The 19,258-nt window shown below is 63.3% G+C and carries 17 protein-coding genes; 12 read left to right on the top strand and 5 right to left on the bottom strand.

Annotated features, from left to right (window positions below):
* The 3 genes from LB524_RS02045 to LB524_RS02035 all read left to right on the top strand — a co-directional run bounded on the left by LB524_RS02045 (position 1) and on the right by LB524_RS02035 (position 3,149).
* The gene (locus tag LB524_RS02045; protein WP_224523379.1) at positions 1-1,251 is read left to right on the top strand and encodes a Zn-dependent hydrolase; all 1,251 of its coding nucleotides are present in this window, start codon (positions 1-3) and stop codon (positions 1,249-1,251) included.
* Between the two features lie 67 nt (positions 1,252-1,318).
* Positions 1,319-2,770 (top strand): dihydropyrimidinase, encoded by a 1,452-nt coding sequence (gene hydA / locus LB524_RS02040; RefSeq protein WP_224523377.1) that lies wholly within the window; start codon positions 1,319-1,321, stop codon positions 2,768-2,770.
* Positions 2,763-3,149, top strand: a complete 387-nt coding sequence (locus LB524_RS02035; RefSeq protein WP_015317159.1) for a hypothetical protein — start codon at positions 2,763-2,765, stop codon at positions 3,147-3,149. The genes hydA and LB524_RS02035 overlap by 8 nt, the downstream gene beginning before the upstream one ends.
* A gap of 242 nt (positions 3,150-3,391) precedes the next feature.
* Here LB524_RS02035 and LB524_RS02030 read toward each other — a convergent pair whose 3' ends face one another.
* Positions 3,392-3,796 (bottom strand): cupin domain-containing protein, encoded by a 405-nt coding sequence (locus LB524_RS02030; RefSeq protein WP_015317160.1) that lies wholly within the window; start codon positions 3,794-3,796, stop codon positions 3,392-3,394.
* A 130-nt stretch (positions 3,797-3,926) separates the two neighbouring features.
* Between LB524_RS02030 and LB524_RS02025 the strand changes: the two genes are divergently transcribed.
* The 5 genes from LB524_RS02025 to LB524_RS02005 all read left to right on the top strand — a co-directional run bounded on the left by LB524_RS02025 (position 3,927) and on the right by LB524_RS02005 (position 8,711).
* A complete protein-coding gene (locus LB524_RS02025) occupies positions 3,927-4,718 on the top strand; it encodes an ABC transporter ATP-binding protein (protein ID WP_015317161.1) in 792 nt (263 codons plus the stop codon).
* Positions 4,719-5,038: 320 nt separating this feature from the next.
* Positions 5,039-5,917: an ABC transporter permease gene (locus LB524_RS02020; protein ID WP_015317163.1), complete on the top strand. Its 879-nt coding sequence runs from the start codon at positions 5,039-5,041 to the stop codon at positions 5,915-5,917.
* Positions 5,914-7,068 carry an ABC transporter permease gene (locus tag LB524_RS02015; RefSeq protein WP_224523375.1) on the top strand — a complete coding sequence of 385 codons (1,155 nt, stop codon included), beginning with the start codon at positions 5,914-5,916 and terminating at the stop codon, positions 7,066-7,068. Before LB524_RS02020 ends, LB524_RS02015 begins: the two co-directional genes overlap by 4 nt.
* A 39-nt stretch (positions 7,069-7,107) precedes the next feature.
* Positions 7,108-8,079, top strand: a complete 972-nt coding sequence (locus LB524_RS02010; RefSeq protein WP_015317165.1) for an ABC transporter substrate-binding protein — start codon at positions 7,108-7,110, stop codon at positions 8,077-8,079.
* A gap of 188 nt (positions 8,080-8,267) precedes the next feature.
* Entirely contained in the window at positions 8,268-8,711 is a 444-nt protein-coding gene (locus LB524_RS02005) for a CHRD domain-containing protein (RefSeq protein WP_224523373.1), read from the top strand.
* A 63-nt stretch (positions 8,712-8,774) separates the two neighbouring features.
* On the opposite strand, the gene LB524_RS02000 is transcribed toward LB524_RS02005, so the two are convergent.
* The 3 genes from LB524_RS02000 to LB524_RS01990 all read right to left on the bottom strand — a co-directional run bounded on the left by LB524_RS02000 (position 8,775) and on the right by LB524_RS01990 (position 12,628).
* A complete protein-coding gene (locus tag LB524_RS02000; RefSeq protein ID WP_224523371.1) occupies positions 8,775-10,424 on the bottom strand; it encodes a thiamine pyrophosphate-binding protein in 1,650 nt (549 codons plus the stop codon).
* Complete coding sequence (locus LB524_RS01995; protein WP_140615574.1) at positions 10,421-11,596, bottom strand: CaiB/BaiF CoA transferase family protein; 1,176 nt, start codon at positions 11,594-11,596, stop codon at positions 10,421-10,423. Before LB524_RS01995 ends, LB524_RS02000 begins: the two co-directional genes overlap by 4 nt.
* Positions 11,597-11,695: 99 nt before the next feature.
* Complete coding sequence (locus LB524_RS01990; RefSeq protein WP_224523369.1) at positions 11,696-12,628, bottom strand: alpha/beta fold hydrolase; 933 nt, start codon at positions 12,626-12,628, stop codon at positions 11,696-11,698.
* Between the two features lie 180 nt (positions 12,629-12,808).
* Between LB524_RS01990 and LB524_RS01985 the strand changes: the two genes are divergently transcribed.
* A complete protein-coding gene (locus tag LB524_RS01985) occupies positions 12,809-13,816 on the top strand; it encodes a ribonuclease T2 family protein (RefSeq protein WP_224523367.1) in 1,008 nt (335 codons plus the stop codon).
* 169 nt (positions 13,817-13,985) lie between these two features.
* On the opposite strand, the gene LB524_RS01980 is transcribed toward LB524_RS01985, so the two are convergent.
* Positions 13,986-15,272: a sensor domain-containing diguanylate cyclase gene (locus LB524_RS01980; RefSeq protein WP_224523366.1), complete on the bottom strand. Its 1,287-nt coding sequence runs from the start codon at positions 15,270-15,272 to the stop codon at positions 13,986-13,988.
* Positions 15,273-15,525: 253 nt separating this feature from the next.
* Here LB524_RS01980 and ettA point away from each other — a divergent pair, with 253 nt between their 5' ends.
* From ettA to LB524_RS01965, 3 genes are all read left to right on the top strand, one after another.
* Positions 15,526-17,175 (top strand): energy-dependent translational throttle protein EttA, encoded by a 1,650-nt coding sequence (gene ettA / locus LB524_RS01975; RefSeq protein ID WP_015317172.1) that lies wholly within the window; start codon positions 15,526-15,528, stop codon positions 17,173-17,175.
* A gap of 45 nt (positions 17,176-17,220) precedes the next feature.
* On the top strand, positions 17,221-17,991 hold the full coding sequence (gene tam, locus LB524_RS01970; RefSeq protein ID WP_224523365.1) for a trans-aconitate 2-methyltransferase: 771 nt from the start codon (positions 17,221-17,223) through the stop codon (positions 17,989-17,991).
* Between the two features lie 139 nt (positions 17,992-18,130).
* Positions 18,131-19,252 (top strand): beta-ketoacyl-ACP synthase III, encoded by a 1,122-nt coding sequence (locus LB524_RS01965; protein ID WP_140726055.1) that lies wholly within the window; start codon positions 18,131-18,133, stop codon positions 19,250-19,252.
* The last annotated feature ends 6 nt before the right edge of the window (positions 19,253-19,258 follow it).

Below are 19,258 nucleotides of genomic sequence, written 5' to 3'. Positions count from 1 at the left end.
ATGGCCGCACCCGGCGAGAATCTGCGAATCAACTCAGACCGTTTGTGGGATTCGCTGATGGAGATGGCGAAGATCGGCCCCGGCATCGCCGGCGGCAACAATCGCCAGACCGTGACCGACGAGGATGGCGAGGGCCGGCATCTGTTCAAGCGCTGGTGCGATGCCGCGGGGCTCGAAATGGGCGTCGACGAGATGGGCACCATGTTTGCCCGCCGCGAAGGCACCGACCCCAGCCTGCCTCCGGTCTATGTCGGCAGCCATCTCGATACGCAACCGACCGGCGGCAAATATGACGGCGTTCTCGGCGTTCTGGGCGGCCTGGAGATCGTGCGCTCGCTCAATGATCTCGACATCAAGACCAAACATCCGATCGTCGTCACCAACTGGACCAACGAGGAGGGCGCGCGCTTCGCGCCGGCCATGATGGCGTCCGGTGTGTTCGCCGGCGTGCTCGACCAGGCCGACGTCTACGAGCACACGGACAAAAACGGCAAGAAATTCGGCGAGGAACTGGAGCGCATCGGCTGGAAGGGCACCGAGAAGGTCGGTGATCGCAAGATCCACGCCTTCTTCGAACTGCATATCGAACAGGGCCCGATCCTCGAGGACGAGGACATCGACATCGGTGTCGTCACCCATGGCCAGGGCCTGAAATGGCTGCAGGTGACGCTGACCGGCAAGGAGGCGCATACCGGGTCGACGCCGATGCCCAAGCGCCGCAATGCCGGGCTCGGCATGGCACGGGTGATCGAATTGGTCCACGAGGTCGCCATGGACTACCAGCCCGACGCCGTCGGCGCGGTCGGCCACATGGAGGTCTACCCTAACTCGCGCAACATCATCGCCGGGCGCACCGTCTTCACCATCGACATACGCTCGCCGGAAAAGGAAGTGCTCGACGCCATGGATGGCCGCATCCGCGAAGGCATCGGCACGATCTGCGACGCGCTCGACATCCAGTACAAGATCGAGCAGGTCGGCGCTTTCGATCCGGTCACCTTCGACAAGGGCTGCGTCAAGGCGATCCGCGACGCGGCCGAGCGGCTTGGCTATACGCATCGCAACATCGTCTCGGGTGCCGGCCACGACGCCTGCTGGATCAACCGCGTCGCGCCTACCGCCATGGTGATGTGCCCTTGCGTGGATGGGTTGAGCCACAATGAGGCGGAAGAGATCACCAAGGAATGGGCAGCGGCCGGCGCCGACGTTCTGTTCCATGCGGTGGTGGAGACGGCCGTTATAGTGGAGTGAACTTAGAGATTTACCTTCAAACGCCGCTCACCAAGAAGCGGGAAGAGAAGAACAAGGGAACAGCAAAATGACCAAAGTCATCAAGAACGGCACCGTCGTCACCGCCGACCGAACCTGGAAGGCCGACGTGCTGATGCAGCACGGCAGGATCGTCGCCATCGGCTCGGACCTGCATGGCGACCATGAGTACGACGCCACCGGCTGCTATGTGATGCCGGGCGGCATCGACCCGCACACCCATCTCGAAATGCCGTTCATGGGCACCTATTCGGCCGATGATTTCGAGTCCGGCACGCGTGCGGCCTTAGCCGGCGGCACGACGATGGTGGTCGATTTCTGCCTGCCGGCGCCGCAGCAATCGCTGCTCGAAGCCTTGCAGATGTGGGACAACAAGACCTCGAGGGCGTCCTGCGATTATTCGTTCCACATGGCGATCACCTGGTGGGGCAAGCAGGTGTTCGACGAGATGGCCACCGTGGTCGACAAGGGCATCACCTCGTTCAAGCACTTCATGGCGTACAAGGGCGCGCTGATGGTCGACGACGACGAGATGTACGCGTCGTTCCAGCGCTGCGCCGACCTCGGCGCGCTGCCGCTGGTGCATGCCGAGAATGGCGACGTGGTCGCGGCCCTGTCGCAGAAGTTGCTTGCCGCCGGCAATAACGGCCCCGAGGGACATGCCTATTCGCGCCCGCCGGAAGTGGAGGGCGAGGCGACCAACCGCGCCATCATGATCGCCGACATGGCGGGCGTGCCGCTCTATGTCGTGCATGTCTCGTGCGAACAGAGCCACGAGGCGATCCGCCGGGCACGCCAGAAAGGCATGCGGGTGTTCGGCGAGCCGCTGATCCAGCACCTGACGCTGGACGAGAGCGAGTATTTCGACAAGGACTGGGACCATGCGGCGCGCCGCGTGATGAGCCCACCCTTCCGCAACAAACTGCACCAGGATTCGCTATGGGCCGGCCTGCAGGCCGGTTCGCTGCAGGTGGTGGCGACCGACCATTGCGCCTTCACCACCGACCAGAAGCGCTTCGGCGTCGGCAATTTCACCAAGATCCCCAACGGCACGGGTGGCCTCGAGGACCGGTTGCCGGTGCTGTGGACCAGGGGCGTCAATACCGGCCGGCTGACGATGAACGAGTTTGTCGCCGTGACCTCGACCAACATCGCCAAGATCCTCAACATGTATCCGAAGAAGGGCGCGATCGTCGAAGGCGCGGATGCCGACATCATCGTCTGGGATCCCCAGCGCAAGAAGAAGATTTCCGCTGAGAAGCAGCAGTCCGTCATCGACTACAACGTCTTCGAAGGCGTCGAGGTGACTGGACTGCCGCGCTTCGTGTTCTCGCGCGGCGAGCTGTCGGTCGAGGAGGGCGAGGTCAAGGCCAAGCCTGGCCATGGTGAGTTCGTCGGCCGCGAACCGAACGCGGCCGTCAACCGGGCGCTGTCGACCTGGAAGGAGATCACCGCGCCGCGCAAGGTCGAGCGGACAGGCATTCCGGCGACGGGTGTTTGAGGTGAGGTGCGCGGGGCTCTATCTCACCGCCGTTGTTGTTCTGGCAGCCGGCTCCGCCTCGGCGGCCGGCATCGACCTGTCCAAGCCCTATGGCAATAAGTCCGGCTGCATCAACAAGAACGGCCAGAAGGTCTATGCCGAAGACATGCTGCTGCTGACCGACACCGATTTTATCACCGCGACCAGTGCCTGCGCCTTCACCGGCAAACACGGTGAGGCCGATGGTTCGCTGACGGTCAAGGCAGAGTGCGAAGCCGAAGGCGAGGAGGGAAAGTCGCCCGCCACCTTCACGATCAAGCACAGCGCCAAGAATGCCAAGAAGTTGGTGATCGCCGACGAGGACGGCAGCGTATACGGGGAAGTGTCTCGGTGCAGATAATTGCCGAGGTCGGCGCCGCCCCTCATCTGCCTGCCGGCATCTTCTCCCCGTATAGAGACGGGGAGAAGATGGCTGAGCGCAACCTCGGCGCTCTTTTTGCCAACGCTGGCGATTGGCGGAATCCTTCGCGATGGCGTCCTTCTCCCTGTCTCTATACGGGGAGAAGTGCCCGGCAGGGCGATGAGGGGCAGCGCGGACCTGGAGCTATTGAGCCTCGGCCGGCCAACCCGCCAATACCGCCCTCAGGCGACGAGCGCGTCCAACTCCGGCAGCAGGACGACGCTTTCCTGTTCGTTGGGATCGGTGCGGGCGATGACGGCCGAGGACGGCGCATTGCTCAGATTGGCCGGCAAATGCGGCACGCCTGCGGGAATGTAGAAGAGGTCGCCGGCCTTGACGACGATGTGATGCTCCAGCCGGTCGCCATACCAGGTATGGACCTCGCCGGAGAGCACGTAGATCGCCGTTTCATGGTTCTCGTGCAGATGCGCCTTGGCGCGGGCACCGGGCGGCATGGTGAGGACGTGCATGCAAATGCCGGAGGAGCCGACCGACTCGGTGGCTATGCCGGCGAAATAGGTCAGGCCCTGCTTGCCTTCATAAGTGCTTTCAGGGCGGATAAGATGACAAGTCGGTTTAGGCGACATCGGGGAAACTCCGGGCGTCGACCGAGCGGGACAAACTCAGCAGGACTGGGGCCAATGGGACGGGTCGAGTGGAAAACAACATCACGATAAAAGCAATCGGTTTCGTGCGGCGGAAGGCAGGCAGCAACCGATGACGGGACCTTCGCCAGCCGTCGTTTCGGCAAGCAAACTGGGCCTCACCTTCCAGACCAATGACGGGCCGGTACAGGCGCTGTCCAATGTCGACCTGACCATCGGCAAGGGTGAGTTCGTCTCCTTCATCGGGCCTTCGGGTTGCGGCAAGACTACTTTGCTGCGCGTCATCGCCGATCTGGAAAAGCCCACTTCGGGGACGATCTCGGTCAATGGCATGACGCCGGAACAGGCGCGCGAGAGACGTGCCTACGGCTATGTCTTCCAGGCCGCCGCCCTGTTTCCCTGGCGCACCATCGAGCGCAATGTCGGGCTGCCGCTGGAAATCATGGGCCTGTCCAAGACCGAGCAGGCGGAGCGGATCAAGCGCACGCTCGACCTCGTCAACCTCAGTGGCTTCGAGAAGAAATACCCCTGGCAGCTTTCCGGCGGCATGCAGCAGCGCGCCTCGATCGCGCGTGCGCTGGCCTTCGATGCCGACCTGTTGCTGATGGACGAGCCGTTCGGCGCGCTGGATGAGATCGTGCGCGACCACCTCAACGAGCAATTGCTGCAACTATGGGGACGGACGAACAAGACCATCTGCTTCGTCACCCACTCCATTCCGGAAGCCGTCTACCTGTCGACGCGCATCGTCGTCATGTCGCCGCGCCCGGGCCGGGTCAGCGACATCATCGAATCGACGCTGCCGAAAGAGCGGCCGCTCGACATCCGCGAGACGCCGGAGTTTCTGGCGATCGCGGCGCGGGTGCGCGATGGGTTGAGGGCAGGGCATAGTTATGATGATTGAGGGGAGCGACAAGCGCGCGGTCCATCGCGACTTCGTCATCCTAGGGCGGAGCAAGGAGCGAAGCGACGCGGCGCAGACCCTAGGATCCATGCCGTTATCTCAACGTTCCGCAGCGGTGCAGACCGATGCACCTTACGCTGTGCGTTCGAAGGCGAACACTCTCGACCGCTTATACCCCCCGGCCAACGTCACGGAATGGATCCTAGGGTCTGCGCGACGCTTCGCGTTGCTCCGCCCTAGGATGACGAAGGCGAAGGTGGTCGGCCTTCGCTTCGCTCCGGCCATCCTCTCCCCGTGGGGGAGAGGAGGAGGCCCCGCCCATGGATAGCTTCCGCTCCAAGATCATCCCCGTAACCTCCATCCTTCTGGGCGTGGTCGTGCTCTGGTACATCTTCGCCGTCATCCTCAACGCGCCCTTCCAGCGCGATCTCGACCGGCGTGCCAACGAAACCTCCACGTTCGGCGAACTCATCGGCAAGACGCTGTCGCAGCCCAAGCCAACGCTGCCGGCGCCGCATCAGGTGGCGGTGAATTTCTTCGAGAACACTTTTCTGCGGCCCATCACCTCAAACCGCAGTCTCGTCTACAACGCCTGGGTTACGCTGTCCTCGACGCTGCTCGGCTTCGCCTTCGGCACCGCACTCGGCATCGTCATCGCCGTCGGCATCGTCCATGTCGCGACGCTCGACCGCAGCCTGATGCCGTGGATCATCGCCTCGCAGACCATTCCGATCCTGGCGGTGGCGCCGATGATCATCGTCGTTCTGGCGGCAATCGGCATTACCGGACTGATCCCGAAGGCGATGATCTCGACCTATCTGTCGTTCTTCCCGGTAACCGTAGGCATGGTGAAGGGCCTGCGCTCGCCCGAGATCATGCATCTCGACCTGATGCACACCTACAATGCCAGCCGCGCGCAGACCTTCTGGAAACTGCGTGTGCCAGCCTCGGTGCCATTCCTGTTCACCTCGATGAAGGTCGCGGTGGCGGCAAGCCTGGTGGGCGCAATCGTCGGCGAACTGCCGACCGGCGCGGTCGCCGGTATCGGCGCCAAGCTGTTGGCCGGCGCCTATTACAGCCAGTCGATCGACATCTGGTCGGCGCTGGTCGCGGGCTCCATCGTGGCGGCACTGCTGGTGATGGTGGTTGGCATCGCCGGCCGCGTCGTCGACCGCGCCATGGGCGGGAGGCCGGCATGAACTGGCTGAAACCTTCCTGGCAGGCCGTGCTGGCGATCGTGCTGTGCCTGATCGCGATTGCGCTCGGCGCCATGTCGAAGCCGGAAGCGGCAGCGCTTGCCGATCCGACGGCCAGTATCGGCTACCCCTATCTCGGAATGAAGGGCTTGATGCTTGGCGTGGCCGTGCTGGCGGCGCTGATCTCAATGGTCAGGATTCCGCCCCTGGCGGAGGCCGTGGTGCTCTTCATAGGGGCCCATCTCGTCGCCTGGCTGCTGATATCGGGCATCGCAGGTTTCGAAGGGACGGCGCTGGCGCCGTATTTTCTTCTGCTCGCGGCTGCCTGGCTGCTTGGCTGGCGTTGTGTGGCGGTGCTTTCGGGATTGCGGCCGAAGGCAGGATGGGTCCGGACCGCACTGCGTCTGGTCATCCCCGCTATCTTCGGCGCCTGGATCCTGATCATCTGGGAAGCCGTCACACGCGGCGCCGGCATTCCTTTCATCCTGCTGCCGCCGCCGAGCGCCATCGGCGCGCGCATCGTCAGCTCGCTGCCGGTGCTCGGCGCCGATGTCCGGCAAACCATCTTCAAGGCGGTGCTCTTCGGTTATGTGGTGGGCAGCGGCGCTGGCTTCATCACCGCTGTTCTCGCCGACCGCGTACCGTTTCTGCGGCGTGGACTTCTGCCGATCGGCAATATGGTCTCGGCGCTGCCGATCATCGGCGTGGCGCCGATCATGGTCATGTGGTTCGGCTTCGACTGGCAATCCAAGGCGGCGGTGGTCATCATCATGACCTTCTTCCCGATGCTGGTGAATACGGTCGCCGGGCTCGCCGCGTCCGGCCATATGGAGCGCGACCTGATGCGCACCTATGCGTCGGGCTACTGGCCGACGCTCGTCAAGCTCAGGCTGCCGGCCGCCGCTCCCTTCATCTTCAACGCGCTGAAGATCAATTCGACGCTGGCGCTGATTGGCGCCATCGTCGCCGAGTTCTTCGGCACGCCCGTCGTCGGCATGGGCTTCCGCATTTCGACTGAGGTCGGGCGGATGAACATCGACATGGTCTGGGCCGAAATCGCAGTTGCAGCACTTGCGGGTTCGGTCTTTTATGGCGTGGTCGCCCTTGTCGAAAGGGCCGTCACGTTTTGGCATCCCTCTGTCCGTGGTGGATAGGGGCGGTGGGTTTGGGCACTAACTTCAGAGGGTAAAAAAATGAAAAGACTTATCATTCCAGTTCTGGCCGGCGCGATGTCGCTGGCCGCGTTCCAGGCGATGGCCGCCGACAAGGTGACGTTGCAGCTGAAATGGGTCACGCAGGCGCAGTTTGCCGGCTACTATGTCGCCAAGGCCAAGGGTTTCTATGAGGCTGAAGGCCTCGACGTCGACATCAAGCCAGGCGGTCCCGACATCGCCCCCGAGCAAGTGATCGCGGGCGGCGGTGCCGACGTTATCGTCGACTGGATGGGCGGCGCGCTCGCCGCGCGCGAGAAGGGCGTGCCGCTGGTCAACATCGCCCAGCCGTTCAAGAAGGCCGGCATGGAGCTGGTCTGCCCGAAGGACGGCCCGATCAAGACCGAAGCCGACTTCAAGGGTCATACGCTCGGCGTCTGGTTCTTCGGCAACGAATATCCGTTCTACGCGTGGATGAACAAGCTTGGCCTCAAGACGGAGGGTGGCCCCGATGGCGTCACCGTGCTGAAGCAGAGCTTTGACGTGCAGCCGCTGATCCAGAAGCAGGCCGATTGCATCTCGGTCATGACCTACAATGAGTACTGGCAGCTGATCGACGCCGGCTATAAGCCCGAACAGCTGACCGTGTTCAACTACTCGGCCATGGGCAACGACCTGCTTGAGGACGGCCTCTATGCCTCGGAAGACAAGCTCAAGGATCCGGCCTTCGAGGACAAGATGGTGCGGTTCGTGCGCGCCTCGATGAAGGGCTGGAAATACGCGGTCGACAACAATGACGAAGCCGCAAGCATCGTCATGGACGGCGGCGGCCAGGACGAGAACCACCAGAAGCGGATGATGAGCGAAGTTGCCAAGCTGATCGACAATGCCGACGGCAAGCTCGACCCGGCGACCTACGAACGCACCGCCAAGGCGCTGCTCGACCAGAAGATCATCACCAAGGAGCCGAAAGGCGCCTATACCACCGCCATCACCGACAAGGCGGTCAAGTAGGCCTCGCAGGCGCGATCAACAGCGCCTGAGACCGGGTCTGACGATCAAAGGGGCGGGCGACCGCCCCTTTTCCATGCGCTCCAATCACAAAACCGTGTGCGGGGATACATTGCGCCGTCCAGCCGTTGCATTGAAGCATGCGCGCGTCGGGGAGCCGCGACGCACGCTTTGTCAATCGGAGGTCCTTCATGCGCGCTCACTCCTTTCTGCCGGCGCTATCGGCGCTCGCCATTTCCACCGCTTTCCTGTTCGCATCACCGGCCATGGCCGAGATGGTAAAATACAAGGCGACCCTCGATGGCGGCCAGCAGAGGCCAGCCGTCACCACGAAGGGCAAGGGGACGGCCACTCTCACCTTCGACACCACCAAGAAGAAGCTCAGCTGGAACGTGAAGTATTCCGGCCTCAGCGGCCCGGCGACAGCGGCGCACATTCACGGCCCGGCGGCGGCGGGCGAGAATGCGCCTCCGGTGATCCCGTTCAAAGGCAAGCTCAAGAGCCCGATCAAGGGGTCGGCGACGCTGACCGATGCGCAGGCCGCTGACCTCGAGGCCGGCAAGTATTACGTCAATGTGCACACGGCGGCCAACAAGGACGGCGAGATTCGCGGCCAGATCGAAAAGGCGATGTAGAGCCGGAAGCGCGGCTAACGCTTGAAGGCCGGCGGGACAGCCCGCCCTCTGTGCTGCCGGCCCTTAAGCCCTGTCGCGTATCTGCGTCATCGTCCGGGTCGGGGTGATCGCTTCGGGATCGAGCCTGATCTCGACGATCGCCGGTTTGCCGCTGGTTCGCGCGCGCTCGAAGGCAGGCGCGAAATCAGCTGTCTTCTCCACCGTCTCGCCATGGCCGCCATAGGCGCGGGCAAGTGCTGCAAAATCAGGGTTCTTCAGATCGGTGCCGACGACGCGGCCGGGATATTCGCGTTCCTGGTGCATGCGGATGGTGCCGTAAATACCGTTATTGACGAGAATGACGACGATCGGCAGGTCGTACTGCACGGCGGTGGCGAATTCCTGGCCGTTCATCAGGAAGCAGCCGTCGCCGGCGAAGGCGACCACTGTGCGCTCCGGATACAGCGCCTTGGCGGCGACCGCTGCCGGCGTGCCGTAGCCCATCGAGCCCGACGTCGGCGCTCCTTGCGTGGCGAAGCGGCGGAAGCGATGGAAGCGGTGTACCCAGGTTGCGTAATTTCCGGCGCCATTGGTGAGGATGGCATCGTCCGGCAGCACTTTTTCCAGGTAGTTCATGATCGGTCCCATCTGGACCGGGCCGGGACCGTTTTCAGGCGGAGTCGACCAGTCGAGATAGGCGGCATGCAGCTTGGCTGTTTCGGCCGCCCATGATGGCGTTCCGGCCGGCATGCGCTTGGTGAAAGCCTCGACGAAAGCCGCTGGCGAAGCATTGATCGCCAGGGTCGGACGGTAGACGCGGCCGAGTTCGCCGGCATCGGCATGGACATGCACCAGGGCCTGGTCGGGATAGGGGCTCTTCAGCAGCGTGTAGTCGGAAGAGGGCATCTCGCCCATGCGCCCGCCGATCAAGAGAACGACGTCGGCCTGCTTGATAGCGGTTGCCAGCTTCGGATTGATGCCGATGCCGACATCGCCGGCATAGTTTGGATGAAGATGGTCGAACAGCATCTGGCGGCGGAAGGAACAGCCGACAGGAAGCGACCAGGCCTCGGCGATCTCATGCATCCGCGCCACCGCGTCCGCGTTCCAGCGCGTGCCGCCAAGGATGACGAAGGGTCGCTTCGCACCGGCAAGCAGCATTTCCAGTGCGTCGAGTTCGGCCTCGCCGGGATAGGTTTCGACCGGCGTGTGCGGAAGTGCTTCCGGCGCGTCGACGACGCTGGTCAGCATATCCTCAGGCAGCGATATGACGACCGGGCCGGGGCGGCCCGACGTCGCCACGGCAAAGGCGCGCGTGACGAATTCGGGGATGCGCGAGGCGTCGTCGATCTCGACCACCCATTTGGCGATGTCGCCGAAGAACCTGACATAGTCCACTTCCTGGAACGCCTCGCGCTCCTTGGCGTGGCTGGCGACCTGGCCGATGAACAGGATGAGGGGAACCGAATCCTGCATGGCGATGTGGATGCCGGCCGAAGCGTTGGTGGCGCCGGGTCCGCGGGTGACGAAGCAGATGCCGGGCTTGCCGGTCAGCCGGCCCTGGCAGTCGGCCATCATGGCAGCACCGCCTTCCTGGCGGCAGACGATGGTGCGGATCGAGGAATCATGCAGCGCGTCAAGCACCGCAAGGTAGGATTCGCCCGGCACGCAGAACATACGGTCGGTGCCATTGGCTTCGAGGGCGTCGACGATCAGTTGTCCACCGGTCTTCATTTCCCAGACTTCTCCAGTTCGGCAAGGATTTCGTCAGTGTGCTCGCCAAGGCGCGGCGAGGGGCGTTCATAAGTAAGCGGTGTGCCCGACATCACCATCGGCGCGCGCACCGATGGCAGGCGGTTGCCATGGCCGTCGTCGAGGTCGAGCCGCATGCCGCGGGCAATGGTCTGCGGGTCGTCGAACATCTGGCCGATCGTGTTGATCGGGCTTGCCGGCACGCTGGCGGCTTCGAGCTTCGCCAGCAGCGGATCGCGATCAAAAATCTTCAGCGCCTCGATGATGCGTGCGCGAAGTTCCACGCGATTGGCGACGCGGGCCGGATTGGTGGTGAAATCGGGATTGGCCGGCAAATCGCCCAGCCCGACCGCGGCGCAGAATTTGGCGAACTGGCCGTCATTGCCGACAGCCAGGATGATGTGGCCGTCCCTGACCGGAAGCACTTCGTAGGGGGCAATGTTCATATGGGCATTGCCCATCTGCACCGGCGACTTGCCGGAAACGAGATAATTGAGGTTCTGGTTGCCGAGCGCCGAGATCTGGGTGTCGAACAGCGCCATGTCGATGTGCTGGCCTTCGCCGGTCTGTTCGGCATGGCGAAGTGCTGCCTGGATGGCGATGACCGAATAGAGGCCGGTGAAGATATCCGAGATGGCGACGCCGGCTTTCTGCGGCTCGCGGCCGGGCTCGCCGGTAATCGACATCATGCCGGCCATGGCCTGGATAATGAAATCGTAGCCCGCGCGAGGCGCATAAGGCCCATCCTGACCGAAACCGGTGATCGAGCAGTAGACGAGGCGAGGGTTGATTTCCTTCAGGCTGCCATGGTCGAGCCCGTATTTCTTCAGGCCGCCGAGCTTGAAGTTCTCGATCAGCACATCCGCCGTCGCGACCAGCCGGCGCACCGTCTCGGCGCCTTTGGGCGTCGAGAAGTCGATGGCGATGGAGCGCTTGCCGCGATTGCAGGAATGGTAATAGGCGGCCGACAGGTTCTCGCCGTCGTGGCTCATGACGAAGGGCGGACCCCATTTGCGGGTGTCGTCGCCGCCGTCCGGGCTCTCGACCTTGATGACATCGGCGCCGAGATCGGCAAGCAACTGCCCGGCCCAGGGCCCGGCAAGAATGCGGGCGAGTTCGACGACGCGGACGCCTTTCAGCGGGGGTTCGGCCATAAATCACCGTGGTTGCTGCAATCATCCTGATCGCTGCGAAAGCAGAGCCTCTATCAAGCCCGGCGGCGGCTGTCACGGTTCTTGCGATGGGCCAAACCGTCAGGCTTTCAGGACAGCGTCCGCCCAGTTGGCGAAATCGTCCATGACGATGTCCCGGTTCACCTCGTTCAGGCTCTCGTGGCGGGTGTCGGCGTAAACCTTCGAAACCAGATTAGAAAAGCCCATCTTGTGCATGCGGTTCGCGAGATGGGTGATGCCCTTGCCGTAGTCCGAGGCAGGGTCTTTCTCGCCGCCAACGATGGCGACGGGAAGGTCGCGCCGGATGCCGGCAAAGCCTGCATCCTTGCCACCGTTCAGCGCCATCGCGACCACATCGCGCCACATCGATATGGAGGCATCCCAGCCGCAGAGCGGATCGGCGATGTATTTCGCGACCTCCGCCTCGTCGCGCGAAAGCCAGTCGAACAAGGTGCGATGGTCGGGGACCGCCTTGCCCCAGGCCTGGAAGGTGAGTTTCGGCAGCAGGCGCGACGGGACATCGGAGCCCAGCCGCATCCGTTCCCAGGCCAGGATGCCGAGCGCCACCTGGCCGAGCAGGCCCTGCGAGAAATTGCCGTTCCAGATGGCTGCGGCATGGATCCGATTCGAGTGCCGTAACAAGTAGTTCAGCGCCACGGACGCGCCCATCGAGTGGCCGAAAAGGATCACCGGCAGGTCAGGCTGCTCGCGGGCGATAAGATCGCGGATGGCGTCGACATCGGCGATCACCTTGGCCGGGCCGTCCTTGTCGGCGAATCTGCCGAGCGGCGCGTCGGGCGCCCTGGTCGTCCCATGGCCACGGTGATCATGGACATAGACATGGAAACCCCGGGCGGCCAGGAAACCGGCGAAGCGGTCGTAGCGCCCGGCATGCTCGGCCAGGCCATGATTGATCTGGACCACCGCACGCGGAGAGCTGTCGGCCTGCCGGACGAACAGATTGAGGTCGGCGCCGGTCGGCGAGCGGACCACGCGCTGCTGGCTGAATGGCATGCCGGCTGGCCTCCCCCTGGTTCCGCCCTTGTCCAACGTGTGCGCCGGCGCCAGATTTGCGTCAATCGGGCCTGCCGGCTTTTCCGCGACGATCTTTCTTGCCACGGGCCCGCAAAATATCGCAATTCTGACATGGAGACAGCTTCAGTCTGTCGCCCACTTTCCAGCAGGGGATTCTCCATGCGCATTGCTGTTGTTTTCGGATTGGCCTTGCTGGCGGGATCGCTGGCAGGCGCGGCGCATGCCGACGTCAAGATGAGCGGCACCTTCGTGGCCGACGCTGCCTGTCCCGCGACGCAGGCGATCAAGAACGGCAAGAACCCCGGCAATGTCTCGACCGATGCGGGCAAGACCTATCAATTGCTGGCCGGCAACAAGGACGCTCCGACCCATTACCTCATCCAGGTGCCGGGCGCCGATCCCGAGCGCCGTTGGGTGAAGGTCAGCTGCGGCCATCTCTCGGGCAGCAGTGCGGTGACCGCGCCGACGGCACCGAGCGGCCAAGGCAAGCCGGCGGCCTCGGGAAAACCCGAATATGTCTTCGCGTTGAGTTGGCAGCCGGCCTTCTGCGAGACCAAGTCGAACAAGACCGAATGCAAGGCGCAAAGCCCTGGCGAATTCGATGCAACCAATTTCACGCTACACGGCCTGTGGCCGCAGCCGAACGGCAATTTCTATTGCCAGGCTTCGGCAGGCGACAAGGCCAATGACAATCCGGCTCACTGGCAGGACCTGCCACCGGTCAACCTCGATGCCGAGACCCGCGCCGAGCTCGACAAGGTGATGCCGGGCACCGCCTCGAAGCTGGAACGGCATGAATGGATCAAGCACGGCACCTGCTATGGCAAAAGCCAGCAGGAGTATTTTTCCGACGCCCTTCATTTGATGCGTGAGGTCAACAGCTCGCCCGTGCGCGACCTCTTCGCCAAAAATATCGGCGGCAAGCTGACCGCGGACCAGATCCGCAGCGCCTTTGACCAGGCCTTCGGCGCGGGAGCAGGGGACCGGGTGCGTGTGTCCTGCCTTATCGATCCGTCGAGCGGCCGGCGGCTGATCGGCGAACTGACGCTTGGCCTTGCCGGCCCGATCGGTCCGAACAGCTCGCTCAAGGATCTGCTGCTGGCCTCCGTGCCGACCAACAAGGCCGGTTGCCCGACCGGCACGGTCGACGCGATCGGGTTCCAGTAACGCACGGGCACGGATTTAGGCAGCCAGCCGGGCTTTTGCTTGCGGTGCCTGCTGTTATGTTGGCATGGCGGTGTTCATTCAGCGGGGGTTGCATGAGTGGCATGACGAGCAGCGCGCCGGCACGGCAGGGGAAATCGTAGCGACAAGGTTGGGTCTGGACTGACTTTGGCTAGATCTGCGCGGACCTGGTCCAGGCGATGTCGGCGTCGGCCTCATGCCCGCCGGGCTCGCCGACGACGCGGTCGCGTCCGGTCGATTTCGCCTTGTAAAGGCGCTGGTCGGCGAGCGCGAACAGGTCGGCCAGGCACTGCGTCGTTTCGCTGACGGTGGAAACGCCGGCGCTGACGGTCAATTCGAACCGGCTGGTGGCGGCCGATGCCTTGAGCGCGGTGCGGACGCTTTCGCCAAAGAGCCTGGCGACGGAGTGTGGACGCGAACTCAGGATCGCGAATTCCTCGCCGCCGATCCGGAACACCTGGTCCTCGGCGCCTGCCGCCTCGCAAAGTACGGTTGCGACCGCCTTCAGCACCTTGTCGCCTTCGGCATGGCCGAAACGATCGTTGATCGACTTGAAGTGGTCGACGTCGACGATGAGCAGGCTGAGCGGCCTCGCCGTGCGCAGGCTGGACTGGACGGCGGCCTCGCCATCGGCATCGAAGCGTCCCCTGTGCAGCAGTCCGGTCAGGCCATCACGGCCGACATGTTCGACCAGCGCCTCGTAGCGTTCGCGATAGGTCAAGGTCTCGAAGATGTCGGTCAGCCCACGCGGCATCTGGACATCCCGGACCTCGAACCATTTGAGATAGGCGACCAGCATGGCGCTGAAGGTCAGTGCCGCCGCCATCTTGGCGAACCAGCCGCCGAAGAAGACCGCGATCGGCGCGCCGGCAACGAAATGCAGCGCGGTGAAGAACCCCGCCTGATCGAAAGTCAGCACGCAGGCGACGCAGATCAGGATGCGTGCGAACCGCGCCTTGCGCAGGACGCGTCCAAGTTTCTCATAGAGCAGGATGATCAGGATGGCATCGACGAACAGCAGCGTCGTGCCCCAAACCATCAGCCAGCCCATCTCGTCGATAAAGCCTATGTCGGGGAGCCGGCCATCTGGAAGCGGAGCGATGGCGTGCAGGCGCAGGAGCAGAACCAGACCGATCATCAGCGCATTGCCGAGCAGCAGGCCATAGATCGGCTGGCGCACGGTGGCGGCATCCTCCTTCATGTAGAGCAGAAGGAGCATGACTAGCTTGCCGGAAAACAGCACCGCCGAGCCCGGCGAGACCATGCCGAACGGGAGCGCGACGTAGAAGGTGCTGGCGAGATAGGTTTCCAGGAAATGCATGACGCCGAGTGCGCAGATGAAGACGCCCAGGCCGATGCGCTTGCGGAAGCGGAAAAGCGTCACCATGACGCTGAAGTAGACGATCGCTTCGGCAAGGAGCAGGAAACTGTTCAGCAATGCCGTCGATCCGCTCTCTTTTCGAAATCGCGGCCAGCCAGCGATTCCACTCCGGTCCTGTTTTGACGTGGAAGGGTTAACCGGAGATTTCCGCGCGCCATCGACCGGTTGAAAACCTGGCTGTCGGTGCACACTTGTCCGTGTGGTTGGCCTGATATGGCAAAAGCGATTGCCGTTCGGCGCCGCATCGCCTACATAGCGGCCAACCTCCATTCAATTCGACAAATCCAGTCATTTTTCAGGGAAAGCGCGCGTGGCACGCCAGTTCATCTATCACATGGCCGGCCTCAACAAGGCCTATGGCACCAAGAAGGTGCTCGAGAACGTTCATCTGTCCTTCTACCCGGACGCCAAGATCGGCATCCTGGGCCCAAACGGCGCCGGCAAGTCGACGATCCTTAAGATCATGGCCGGCATCGACAAGGACTGGAGCGGTGAGGCGTGGCTCGCCGAAGGCGCCACTGTCGGCTACCTGGCGCAGGAGCCGGCGCTCGATCCGGACAAGACCGTGTTCGAAAACATCATGGAAGGTGTCGCGGCCAAGACCGCCATCATCGAGCGTTACAACGAATTGATGATGAACTATTCCGACGAGACGGCCGACGAATCGGCCAAGCTCCAGGACGAGATGGACCGGCTGAACCTGTGGGATCTCGAACAGCAGGTCGAGATGGCAATGGAAGCGCTGGGCTGCCCGCCAAAGGATGCCAACGTCACCAAGCTATCGGGTGGCGAGCGCCGCCGCGTCGCGCTCTGCCAGCTGCTGCTGCGCCAGCCTGATCTTCTGCTGCTCGACGAGCCGACCAACCATCTCGATGCTGAGACGACGGCATGGCTGGAAAAGCATCTGCGCGCCTATCCGGGCGCCGTGATGATCATCACCCACGACCGCTACTTCCTCGACAATGTCACCGGCTGGATTCTCGAACTCGATCGCGGACGCGGCATTCCTTATGAGGGCAACTACACCAAGTACCTCGAAGCCAAGGCCAAGCGCCTCAAGCAGGAAGGCCGCGAGGACGACGCCCGCCAGCGCGCCATCGGCCGCGAGCGCGAGTGGATCCAGTCGAGCCCGAAGGCTCGCCAGACCAAGTCCAAGGCGCGTATCCAGGCGTTCCAGGATCTGCTCGATGCAGCCGACAAGCGGCGGCCGACGGATACACAGATCGTCATCCCGCATGGCGAGCGGCTCGGCAACGTGGTCATCGAGGTCGAGGGCCTGTCGAAAGGCTTCGGCGACACGCTGTTGATCGAAGGCCTCGAATTCAAGCTGCCGCCGGGTGGCATTGTCGGCGTCATCGGCCCGAACGGCGCCGGCAAGACGACATTGTTCCGCATGATCACCGGCCAGGAAAAGCCGGATGCGGGTTCTGTCCGCGTCGGCGAGACGGTCAAGCTCGGCTATGTCGACCAAAGCCGCGACGCGCTCGATCCGTCGAAGACCGTGTGGGAAGAAATCTCGGGCGGCGCCGAAGTGGTCAAGCTCGGCAAGTTCGAGGCCAACACCCGCGCTTATTGCGCGTCCTTCAACTTCCGCGGCGGCGACCAGCAGCAGAAGGTCGGCAACCTCTCCGGCGGTCAGCGCAACCGCGTGCACCTGGCCAAGATGCTGAAGACCGGCGGCAATGTTCTGCTGCTCGACGAACCGACCAACGATCTCGATACGGAAACGCTGGCGGCACTCGAAGACGCGCTGGAAAATTTCGGCGGCTGTGCGGTCATCATCTCGCACGATCGCATGTTCCTCGACCGTCTGGCGACGCACATCCTCGCCTTCGAGGGCGACAGCCACGTCGAATGGTTCGAGGGCAATTTCGAGGATTACGAGCAGGACAAGATCCGCCGGCTCGGACCCGAAGCCGTCAACCCGCACCGCATGACCTACAAGAGGCTGACGCGGTAAGGGGCACCGGGGCGGCGAATTCTCAAGCTGACATGAGGAGCCGGGATGGCTGATTGGTCCGCCGCCCAATATCTGAAATTCGAGGACGAGCGCACGCGGCCCGCGCGCGACTTGGCGGCACAGGTTCCGGTCGACTTCCCGCGCCGGGTTGTCGATATCGGCTGCGGGCCGGGCAATTCGACCGAACTGCTGGTCGAGCGCTGGCCGGATGCGCAAGTGAGCGGCTTCGACACGTCTCCCGACATGATCGAGAAGGCGAGGGCGCGGCTGCCCAATGTCAGCTTCGACCTCGCCGATGCGTCGACATGGCAGCCGGCCGAGCCGGTCAACGTGATCTTCGCCAACGCCGTCTTCCAGTGGCTGCCGGAGCATCCGGCGGTGTTCCAGCGCCTGATGGGTTTTCTGGCCCCCGGCGGCGCGCTAGCCGTCCAGATGCCCGACAATATGGCCGAGGATTCGCATCGCCTGATGCGGGAGACCGCCGCCGAAACGCCTTTCGCGGCAAAGATCAGGGACGCGGCCCGTGCGCCGCTGCCGCCGGTGTCGTTCTACTACGACCTGCTGTCGCCGCTCTCGGCTCGGCTCGACATCTGGCATACCATCTACAACCATCCGCTGGCCGATGCCGAGGCGATCGTCGAGTGGGTGAAGTCGACAGGGCTGAAGCCCTTCCTCGATCCGCTGGACGCGGATGAGCGCAAGCTGTTCCTCGACAGCTACACGGCCAAGATCGCCAAGGCCTATCCGAAGACCGCCGATGGCAAGGTGCTGCTGCGTTTCCCCCGCATTTTCATCGTCGCCAAGGGGGCGGGATAGGCTGGCGAAAAACCTTGGTTTAAGCCGGCCTAAACCTTGGTTTAAGCCGGCGTAAACCGGCCGAGTGAGAAAAATGTTGCGCCGGAACGTTTCGGCGCCCACATCAAGCCGCAACGCCCGCGGATGGACGGACTTAAACATGCATCGCGTCATCATCAGCGGCATCGGCGCTGAAATTCCCAAGCCTGTCATCACGAATGAGGAACTGGTCGCCAGCTTCAATGCCTGGGTCGACACGGAGAACGCGCGGCGCCAGGATACCGGCGAGACGCTGCTGCAGAAATCGGATGCCGACTTCATCGTTCATGCTTCAGGTGTGAAGTCCCGCCACGTGGTCGAGCGTGAAGGCATTCTCGACCCCACCCGCATGGCGCCGCGCATTCCGGCGCGTCCGGACGACGCGCTCTCGCTGCAGGCGGAATTCGGCATCGCTTCGGCTCGGAAGGCGATCGAGCACGCTGAGGTCGATGCGTCGGATGTCGATCTGGTGATCTGCTCGTCCTCGCATCAGCAGAGGCCATATCCGGCGATCGCCATCGAAATGCAGGAGGCGCTGGGCACGAGGGGCGCGGGCTTCGACATGGGGCTTGGCTGTTCGTCGGCCGCGGCTGCGCTGCACATGGCGGTCAATCTGGTGCGCTCGGGCGCGCACAAGCGCATCCTGGTGACGACGCCGGAAATCATCACCGGCCATCTCAATTTCCGCGACCGGCAGACGCATTTCATCTTCGGGGACGCTTCGGTGTCGATGGTGGTGGAGGGGCTGGCCCAGGGTGAGAGGCGGCCGGGCCGCTTCGAGGTGCTGGACACGCGCATATGGACGCAGATGTCGAACAACATCCGCACCAATCTCGGCTATCATACCCGCACCGCCCAGGACGATCCCTACAGGATCGACCTGGAAGGCAACCTCATCAAGCAGGTCGGCAACAAGGTGTTCAAGGAAGTCACCGTCGCCGGGCACAAATTCATCGTCGAATTCCTCGCCGAACACGGGCTGACGCCGCAAGCGGTGCGGCGCTTCTGGCTGCACCAGGCCAATGCGCGCATGAATGCGATGATCCTGAAACTGGCGTTCGGCCACGATGTCGGCCATGACCGCGCGCCGATGGTGCTGGAACGACTGGGCAACACCGCCGGCGCGGGAGCCATCATCGCGCTGTCGGAGAACCATGCCGACATGAAACCGGGCGATCACGGCCTGATCTGCGCCTTCGGTGCGGGATATTCGATCGGTGGCGCGCTGCTGAGAATGCTCTGAGGTGAT

Source organism: Mesorhizobium sp. ESP6-5 (assembly GCF_020164695.1).
Taxonomy (GTDB): Bacteria; Pseudomonadota; Alphaproteobacteria; order Rhizobiales; family Rhizobiaceae; genus Mesorhizobium; species Mesorhizobium australicum.
This window is presented reverse-complemented; position numbering and strand designations above follow the sequence as displayed.